At 74.4% G+C, this 8,775-nt stretch carries 8 protein-coding genes; 2 read left to right on the top strand and 6 right to left on the bottom strand.

All coding sequences use genetic code 11. The features are described from left to right. The 6 genes from katG to FHN55_RS01085 form a co-directional block, all read right to left on the bottom strand. Positions 1 to 2,373 (bottom strand): catalase/peroxidase HPI, encoded by a 2,373-nt coding sequence (gene katG / locus FHN55_RS01060; protein WP_139709891.1) that lies wholly within the window; start codon positions 2,371 to 2,373, stop codon positions 1 to 3. Between the two features lie 269 nt (positions 2,374 to 2,642). Then, positions 2,643 to 3,374, bottom strand: a complete 732-nt coding sequence (locus FHN55_RS01065) for a VIT family protein (protein WP_139709893.1) — start codon at positions 3,372 to 3,374, stop codon at positions 2,643 to 2,645. 127 nt (positions 3,375 to 3,501) lie between these two features. Beyond that, positions 3,502 to 3,693 carry a hypothetical protein gene (locus tag FHN55_RS01070; protein ID WP_139709895.1) on the bottom strand — a complete coding sequence of 64 codons (192 nt, stop codon included), beginning with the start codon at positions 3,691 to 3,693 and terminating at the stop codon, positions 3,502 to 3,504. 150 nt (positions 3,694 to 3,843) lie between these two features. After that, the gene (locus FHN55_RS01075; protein WP_139709897.1) at positions 3,844 to 5,811 is read right to left on the bottom strand and encodes a heavy metal translocating P-type ATPase; all 1,968 of its coding nucleotides are present in this window, start codon (positions 5,809 to 5,811) and stop codon (positions 3,844 to 3,846) included. Beyond that, entirely contained in the window at positions 5,808 to 6,173 is a 366-nt protein-coding gene (locus FHN55_RS01080; RefSeq protein WP_306821775.1) for a metalloregulator ArsR/SmtB family transcription factor, read from the bottom strand. Before FHN55_RS01080 ends, FHN55_RS01075 begins: the two co-directional genes overlap by 4 nt. Positions 6,174 to 6,244: 71 nt before the next feature. Beyond that, the gene (locus FHN55_RS01085; RefSeq protein ID WP_139709899.1) at positions 6,245 to 6,898 is read right to left on the bottom strand and encodes a dihydrofolate reductase family protein; all 654 of its coding nucleotides are present in this window, start codon (positions 6,896 to 6,898) and stop codon (positions 6,245 to 6,247) included. 118 nt (positions 6,899 to 7,016) lie between these two features. Here FHN55_RS01085 and FHN55_RS01090 point away from each other — a divergent pair, with 118 nt between their 5' ends. After that, complete coding sequence (locus FHN55_RS01090; RefSeq protein WP_180357555.1) at positions 7,017 to 7,895, top strand: phosphotransferase family protein; 879 nt, start codon at positions 7,017 to 7,019, stop codon at positions 7,893 to 7,895. After that, positions 7,892 to 8,581, top strand: coding sequence for an HAD family phosphatase (locus FHN55_RS01095; RefSeq protein ID WP_139709903.1), 690 nt, complete (start codon positions 7,892 to 7,894; stop codon positions 8,579 to 8,581). The genes FHN55_RS01090 and FHN55_RS01095 overlap by 4 nt, the downstream gene beginning before the upstream one ends. Positions 8,582 to 8,775: the final 194 nt, after the last annotated feature.

Raw genomic sequence — 8,775 nt, forward strand, 5'->3', positions numbered from 1 at the left:
TCAGGCGGTGAGCGCCGCCGGGACGCGCGGGGTCGGCGCGTGCGAGGGGTCCACGTCGTAGCGGTCGGCCATCATCACCTTGTCCCAGACGGCGACGAAGTCGCGCACGAAGCGATGCTGGCCGTCACGGGCGGCGTAGACCTCGGCGACGGCGCGCAGCTGGGCGTTGGCGCCGAAGACGAGGTCGTTGCGGGTCGCCGTGTGCACCTGGACGCCGGTCTCGCGGTCGTCGAGGGTGAAGCGGGTGCACCGTCCGGCAGTGTCGTCGGCCCTGGCCCACTGGAAGTCCATGCTCGTGAGCGTCGTGAAGAAGTCCGTGGTCAGCGCGCCCACGCGCTCGGTGAAGACGCCGTCGGACGACCCGTCGTGGTTGCAGCCCAGCACGCGCAGCCCGCCGGTCAGCACCACCCACTCCGGGGCGGTGAGACCGAGCAGCGCGGCCTTGTCGAGGAAGAACCGCTCGGGGGCCACGTCGGTGGTGCTGGCGAGGTCGGGCTGCTCGTAGTTGCGGAAGCCGTCGACCACCGGCGCGAGCCACTGGAACTGGGCGACGTCGGTCTGGTCCTGGGTCGCGTCGACGCGGCCGGGCGTGAAGGGCACCGCCACCGTGACCCCCGCCGCCGCGGCGGCGTCCTCCACCGCCACGCAGCCCGCGAGCACGATCGCGTCGGCCAGGCTCACCCGGGCGGTCCCGTCAGCAGCCGAGGCGTTGAACTGCTCGACGACGCCGCGCAGAGCGGCGACGACCGGCACGGTGCGGCGGTTGACCGCCCAGTCCTTCTGGGGCTCCAGCGCGATGCGGGCGCCGTTGGCGCCGCCCCGCTTGTCGGACTCGCGGTGGGTCACCGCGGAGGAGAAGGCGGTGAAGGCGAGGTCGGAGACCGGCAGCCCGGTGTCGCGCACGGCCTGCTTGAGACGGTCGACGTCCGCGCCGGAGACGACCGGGTGCTCGCGCGGGGGCAGAGGGTCCTGCCAGATGAAGTCCTCGGCGGCGACGTCCGGCCCCAGGTAGCGCGACTTCGGTCCCATGTCGCGGTGGGTCAGCTTGTGCCAGGCCTTGGCGAACTCGTCGGTGAACAGGTCGAAGTCGGCGAGGAAGCGCTGGCAGACCTCGCGGTAGACCGGGTCGACCTTGAGGGCGATGTCGCTGGTCATCATCATCAGCGAGTGGCTGACGCCCTCGCGGTGGGCGTCGGGGGTCTTCGGCGCCGAGGGGTCGGACGGCGTCCACTGCAGCGCCCCGGCGGGGCTGCGGGTCTGCTCCCACTCGTAGGCGAAGAGGTTCTCCAGGTAGGAGTTGTCCCACTGCGTGGGGTTCGGGGTCCAGGAGCCCTCGATGCCGTTGGTCATCGTGTGCTCGGCGTTGCCGGAGCCCACGGGGTTGTGCCAGCCCAGGCCCATCGCCTCCATGGGGGCGGTCTCCGGCGGCGGGCCGATCCTGTCGGCCGCGACCTGGCCGTGGCTCTTCCCGAAGGCGTGGCCACCGGCGATGAGCGCGACGGTCTCGACGTCGTTCATCGCCATCCGGCCGAAGGTGATGCGGATGTCGACGGCGGAGGCGGCCGGGTCGCCGCCCGCGTTCGGGCCCTCGGGGTTGACGTAGATCAGCGACTGGTGCGAGGCGGCCAGGGGCTGCTGCACCTCGTAGCCGGGCTCACCCGGCTCCGCGGTCCACCGGCCGCTGCGGTCGACCATGTCGTCGTAGGAGCCGGGGTCGGTCATGTCGAGGTGCTCGGGGCCCCACCAGGTGGCGTCGTCGGCCTCCCACGCGTCGCGCCGGCCACCGGCGAAGCCGATGGTGGGGAAGCCCATGACCTCCAGGGCGCAGTTGCCGGTGAGGACGATGAGGTCCGCCCAGGACAGCGAAGCGCCGTGCTTCTGCTTGATCGGCCACAGCAGGCGGCGCGACTTGTCGGTGTTGCCGTTGTCCCACCAGCTGCTCACCGGCGCGAACCGCTGCATGGCCTGGCCGGCACCGCCGCGCCCGTCGGCGATGCGGTAGGTGCCCGCCGAGTGCCACGCCATGCGGACCATCTGCGGGGCGTAGTTGCCGTAGTCCGAGGGCCACCACGACACCGACGTGGTGAGCAGGGCGGTGATGTCCGCCTTCAGCTCGTCGAGGTCGATGGTGGCGAAGGCGGCCGGGTAGTCGAGGTCGGCCAGCGGGTCGGCCGCCGCGCCGTCGCGGTGCAGCTGCTCGACGCGGAGCCGGTCGGGGTACCAGTCCGACAGCGTCGGGGACGACGTGTGCGCGCCGCCGACCCTGCTGCCCCCGAAGGGGCACTTCCCCTCGAGGACGTCCTCGTACGTGGAGTAGCCGGTGCCCTCGGCCGCGGGGTTGGACGCGGGCTGGGCAGAAGGGGTGGCGGTCATGGCGCGGGACCTCTCGGTGAGCGGGGCGGCAGGGCCTCTGCTCACGGGGGCCGCGGCGCCCGACGGGGTCCCCAGGGGCACGTGGACACGTCCGTGTCCAGGCTCCCGCGGCTGCCCCGAGGTGCACCGCTCCCGCCCTCCGACGGGTCTGCTCGTGGTCCCCGACCTACCACCGCAGAGATCGTAGGTCGGTCCCCGCCAGCCCGCTCCCCGTGAGGATCACCGCAGGTCAGGACCTCTCGGCGAGCTCACAGGCGCCTTCTCGGACCTCAGACGGCGGTGCCCACCAGCGACCCGATGCCGTACGTCACGGCCATCGCCACCGCGCCACCGGCCACCGTGCGCAGCACCGCCCGCCGGGAGTCCGCGCCGCCGAGGCGCGCGCTCACCGCGCCCGTCAGGGCCAGCGCCAGCAGGACCGCGACCACGGTGGCCAGCACCTGGGCGGGCGCGGGCATGAGGAGCGCCGCGAGCAGCGGCAGCAGCGCGCCGATCGTGAAGGACAGCAGGGAGGCCCACGCCGCCTGCCAGGGCTTGACCACCTCGTCGGGGTCGAGGTTTAGCTCGGCCTCGGCGTGCGCGCGCAGCGCGTCCCTCTCGGTGAGGGCCACCGCCACCTCGCGGGCGAGCTCGGCGGGGATGCCCTTGGCCTCGTAGATGGCGGCGAGCTCGGCGAGCTCCTCGTGGGGCATCTCCGCCAGCTCGCGGCGCTCCAGCGCCAGCAGCGCGGTCTGGGTGTCCTTCTGGGTGCTCACCGAGACGTACTCGCCCACCGCCATCGACAGCGCTCCCGCCACCAGGCCCGCGGTGCCCGCGGTGAGCAGCACGCTGCGGTCGGAGGTGGCGCCCAGCACGCCCAGCACGATGCCCGCCACCGAGACGATGCCGTCGTTGGCGCCAAGCACGCCGGCGCGCAGCCAGTTGAGGCGGTCACCCACACCGCGGTGCAGCGCGGGCTCGGGGGTGGACAGCACGTCGTCCGGCGGTGCGTCGTGGGTCATGCCAACCTCCTGGCTCGGGTCACGCACCCGTGGCGGCAGCAGGTGCACCGCAGTCTCGCGCGGTGGTCCCCCGCCCGCCCGGCCGGGGTCGCCTCGCCGGAGGCGGGCGGCGAGCTGCCGCCGCTGGTCAGGCCCGGTGGTCGACGACCACGCCGACCACCACGGGCGGTCCCTGCTCGCGCAGCTCGCGGCGCCGCGCCGCCGCGCCGCGAGCGCGCGCACGGGCGACCACCAGGGCGAGGAGCAGCAGCACGCACACCTCGAGCAGACCGCCGGTGGCGAGGAGGAGGACCTGGTCGAGCGAGAGGCCAAGGGGCACGGCAGGAGCTCCTCGAAGGGGCGGAGGGGGCGGAGGGGCCAGCCTGGTGATCATCGTCGGAGGAGCGTCGTCCCCCCACGGGCCTGCACCCGGAAGGGCGCAGGCCGTCATCACTCGTCACCCGTTGTCACCAACGGCGCGGCGAGCGCGTCAGGCGGCCTGCCAGGCGGAGCGGCGCAGCAGGCGCAGCCCGTTGAGCGCCACCACCACGGTGGAGCCCTCGTGCCCCGCCACCGCGAGCGGCAGCGGCAGGGTGCCCACCAGGTCCCACGTCACCAGCGTGACGATGAACGCCGCGGCGATGACGAGGTTGGCCACCACCAGCCGGTGCGCCCGGCGGGACAGGGCGACGACGGCTGGCACGGCGGCCAGCTCGTCGCGGATGACGACGAGGTCGGCGGTCTCCAGCGCCAGGTCCGACCCGTGCCGGCCCATCGCCACTCCCGTGCTAGCGGCGGCCAGGGCCGGGGCGTCGTTGACGCCGTCGCCGACCACCATGACCGGCACCCCGCGGCGCTCGAGGTCGGCCACCACGGCGGCCTTGTCCTCGGGGAGCAGGTGCGCGTGCACGGCGGTGATCCCGGTGCGCGCGGCGACGTCCTCGGCGGTGGCGGCGTTGTCGCCGGTGAGCAGGTGCACCGGGTGGCCGGACACGCGCTCGGTGAGGGCCTGCGTGCGCGCCACGGCGTCGGCGGCGTCGGGGCGCAGCGCGTCGCGCAGCACCACCGAGCCGAGCCGCTGGCCCTCCAGGAGGACGTCGACCACGGTGCCCCGTGGCCCGTCGGCCTGCGGCGGCGCCTGCAGCACCTGCACGCGGCGCCCGTCGAGCACGCCCTCCACCCCGCGTCCGGGAAGGGCCCGGAAGTCCTCCGCGGTGCGGGGGCCCTCGTCGTCGTCCTGCTCTGCGGGGGTGTCGGCGGCGCGGACGAGCGCGCGACCGAGCGGGTGCTCGCTGTGGCGCTCCACCGCCGCGGCCAGCCGCAGGACCTCGGTGGGCGTGCGACCGGGCGCAGGGAGCACGTCGACCACCTCGGGGGCGCCCTGCGTGAGCGTGCCGGTCTTGTCGAAGGCGACCACCTGCGTGCGCCCGAGGCGCTCCATCACGGTGGCCGACTTCACGAGCACGCCGTGGCGCCCGGCGTTCGCGATGGCGGCGAGCAGCGGCGGCATGGTGGAGAGAACCACCGCGCAGGGCGAAGCCACGATCATGAACGTGATGGCCCGCAGCAGCGTGGGCTGGAAGTCGTGCCCGAGCGCGAGCGGCACGCAGAAGACCAGCAGCGTCGCGACGACGACGCCGAGGGAGTACCGCTGCTCGACGCGCTCGATGAAGAGCTGGCGGACGGCCTTGGTCTGGGACGCCTCGCTGACGAGGGCCACCACGCGGGCGATGACGGAGTCGCCGGCGGCGCGGGTGAGCCGGACGGTGAGCGCGCCGGTGCCGTTGACGGTCCCGGAGAGCACCTCGTCACCGACCTCGCGGCGGACGGGCACCGACTCGCCGGTGACGGCGGCCTGGTCGACCTCGCTGACGCCGTCGACCACCACGCCGTCCCCGCCCACGCGCTCCCCGGGGCGGACGAGGATGACGTCGCCGACGGCGAGGTCGGCCGCGTCCACCTCGCGCTCACGCCCCTCGCCGAGCCCGTCGGTGCCCCGGTCCAGCAGCGTGGCGCGCTCGGGCGCGAGGGTGAGCAGGCTGGTGACGGAGTCGGCGGTGCGCTGGGTGACCAGCGCCTCCAGGGCGCCGCTGGTGGCGAAGATGACGATGAGCAGTGCACCGTCGAAGACCTGGCCGATGCTCGCGGCGGCGATGGCCGCGACGATCATCAGCAGGTCGACGTCGAGGGTCTTGTCCCGCAGCGCACTGACGCCCGCCCACGCCGGCTCCCAGCCGCCGGCGACGTAGCAGGCCAGGTACAGGCCCCACCACAGCGGAGCGGGCGCGCCGGCGAGCTGCAGCGGCCAGGCGACGAGGAAGAGGACCAGCGCGAGGGCGGCCCAGCGCACCTCGGGCAGGCGGGCGCCGGTGGCCAGCAGCGACGGCGGCTTCGCGAGGACGCGTCCGCCCGGGCGCGGGTCGTCGGACGTGCGGGCCTCGGTGAGGGTGCTCGTCACTCCCCCGCCTCCGCGGCGTGGTGGTGGTGCGGGGTGCCGCCGAGGGCGTGCTCGGCCTGGAAGATCGCGTCGGTCACCAGCTGGGGCACGTGCTCGTTGGCGAGCCGGTAGTAGACGCGCACGCCGTCGCCGCGGGTGGTGACGATGCGGGCCAGCCGCAGCTTGGCGAGGTGCTGGGACACGGACGCCGGCGACCTGTCGACGACCTCGGCGAGGTGGTTGACGGACAGCTCGCCGGCGTCCTTGAGGGCCAGGAGGATCCGCACGCGCGTGGCGTCGGCGAGCATCGAGAAGACCTCGACGGCCAGCTCGACGTAGTCGCTGTCGGGGAGACGTCCGCACGTCCGCTTATCTTCGCGCACACTTAGATAATGGCACGGCCGGGAGTCGGGACTGCGCGCCGTCGTCCTCTGCGGCGCCGCCGCGCGCGGGCTCAGCGGCGCCAGAGCAGGTGGTGCACCACGCCGCTGGGGCTCGGCACCACCTCCCGGTGGAACCTGTCGTCGAGCTCCTCGGGGCCGCCCCACAGGCGGGTGCCGGCGCCCAGCTCCAGGGGGACGACGGCGACGTGCAGCTCGTCGACGAGGTCGGCCTCCAGGAAGGCGCGGATGCTCTGCGCTCCCCCACCGAGCCGCACGTCGAGCCCACCCGCGGCGGCCTTCGCCTGCTCGGCCACCTCGGCCGGGGCGGCGTCGGTGAAGTGGAAGGTGGTGTCCGAGAGCGTGAAGGACGGGCGCAGGTGGTGCGTCATGACGAAGACCGGGGTGTGGAACGGCGGCTCGTCCCCCCACCAGCCCCGCCACTCCCGGGCGCTGGCCTCCGTCCACGGGCCGCGGTGGGGGCTGAACTTGTGCGCCCCCATGATCTCGGCGCCGATGCCGTGGTGGAAGCCGCGGACGAGGTGGTCGTCGAGGCCGCGCGTGCCGCCCGGGCCGGGGTTGCCCGGGAAGCTGGCGGTGGCGAACATCCAGCCGGCCATCTGGCGCGGGTCCGCGTGCCCGAAGGGCCGCTCGAGGCTCTGCCCCTCCCCGGCGCCGTAGCCGTCTGCGGAGACGGAGAAGTTCTGGACCTTCAGCAGCTGCGGCACGGCTTCCTCCTGGTGGTGCGGATCGTGCTGGTGACGACCACCACGACCGGGTGGCGGCGCCGGACTCATCGTGGACGACGCCTGCGACCGGGTCCGGCGCCGGGCGTACGGTCCGCCCGTGGTGGACGCCCCGGGTGACTCGCTGGCGCAGCTGCGCGCCTGGGCGTCGAGCGCCTTCCCGGCACAGGACTGGCGCCGCGCCGAGCACCACCACGGCGCGTTCCACGACGTGCTGGTGCTGCCGGGCGAGGTCGCGCTGCGCGCGCCCCTCGGGGGCGGAGGGCTCGCTCGCGCCACCCGGGAGGTGGGCGTGCTGCGCGCGGTGGAGCAGGTGTCGCTGGGCGTCGCCGTCCCACCGGCCCTGTCCGACGTGGTGCAGCACGGCGAGCAGTGCGGGTACCTGGTCGGGGCCCTGCCCGGCGCCGCGGAGCCGGCGCCTGCGTGGCCGCTGCTGCGGGACGCCTTCGCCGCACTGCTCGACCAGCTCGCCGCGACGTCGACCCACCTGGACCTTCCTCCCCCGCGCACGTGGTGCGGCGGGTCGTGCTTCCCCGCCGTCGTCGCACCGGACCTCCTCTCGCTGCTGGGGGGCTGCGCCGCATTGGCCGAGCGGGCGGTGTCGGCGCTGCTCGAGCTGCCGCCACCGCGGCGCCCCGGGCTGGTCCACGGGGACTTCGGAGGCCACAACCTGCTGTGGGCGGACGGACGGCCGTCGGCTCTCATCGACTGGGACCACGCCTGCACCGGCGACCCGGCCACGGACGTGGCGCCCCTCGTGGGGGCGCACGGCGTGGCCGCGGTGTCGGAGGTCGTGGAGGACGACGAGGTGCTCCAGCGCGCGATGGTGCACCGCGCCACGCTGCCGCTGCAGGTGGCCGCGGCAGCCCACCTGGCGGGGCGGTGGGCGCTGCGCGACCACGCCCTCGGCAGCTTCGCGCGTCGCTGCGAGGAGGGGACCCTGCACGACCCCACCGGGGCGGTCCCCGACAGGTGGTGAGCGCTGGTGACTCCGGTGGCCGCGCCGCTCCAGAGCGGCTCGTCTTCTTCGACGTCGACGGAACCCTGACGGCGCCGGGCACACCGTCGACCGGTGCCTTCCTGGCGCAGCTCACGGGGGGCGCGAGCGCGGTGGTCGCGGCCGAGGCCGCCTACGCGCGCGGTGAGGTGACCAACCACCAGGTGTGCGACATCGACGCCGCCGGCTTCGCAGGCCTGCCGACCGACCTCGTGGAGGAGTGGTTGGGCGACCTACCGCTCATCCACGGGATCGACGTCGTCGTCGACCACTGCCGCCGGAGGGGCTGGACGCCGGTGCTCGCCAGCCTCGCGTGGACGGCGGTGACGGATCACCTCGCGCGGCGCTTCGGCTTCGCGCCCAGCGGAGGGCCGGTGCTCGAGGTCGTCGACGGGAGGTACACCGGCCAGGTGCGCAGGTACTGGGACGAGCAGGACAAGCGCGACGCGGCCTTGGCGGTCGCAGCGGCTCACGGGGTGGCGGCCTCGAGCTGCTTCGCGGTCGGCGACAGCCGGTCCGACCTGCCGCTGTTCGCCGCCGTCGGAGGGTGCATCGCCCTGAACGCCTCGCAGGCGTGCGCAGCCGCCGCCTTGGTCTCCCTCACGACGGTCGACCTCAGGGACGCAATCCCCCTGCTGGAGCGCCTGGCGACCAGATGGAGCGGCTGACCTGCGGATGGGCGGGTGCGCGGGTGGGCGCCGGCGAGTGTCGCTCCCCTCTGCCCGTCAGCGCTCTCCAGGGATGCTGCCGAGGGGTGAGGTGAACGCCATGATCATTAGATGCTTGCTGCCGTTATCAGGTGGCGGACCAGACGGCCGGCGACTGCCGCTCATGACGCTGCATCAGCCGAGGATGTGGGTGA

The sequence above is a fragment of the Streptomyces sp. NP160 genome (assembly GCF_006335115.1).
Classification (GTDB): Bacteria; Actinomycetota; Actinomycetes; order Actinomycetales; family Quadrisphaeraceae; genus Quadrisphaera.

What these genes read in the sequence shown, in the direction of transcription:
- katG (WP_139709891.1), bottom strand. Translation starts at nt 2,373, where the DNA reads ATGACCGCCACCCCTTCTGCCCAGCCCGCGTCCAACCCCGCGGCCGAG.
- FHN55_RS01065 (WP_139709893.1), bottom strand. Translation starts at nt 3,374, where the DNA reads ATGACCCACGACGCACCGCCGGACGACGTGCTGTCCACCCCCGAGCCC.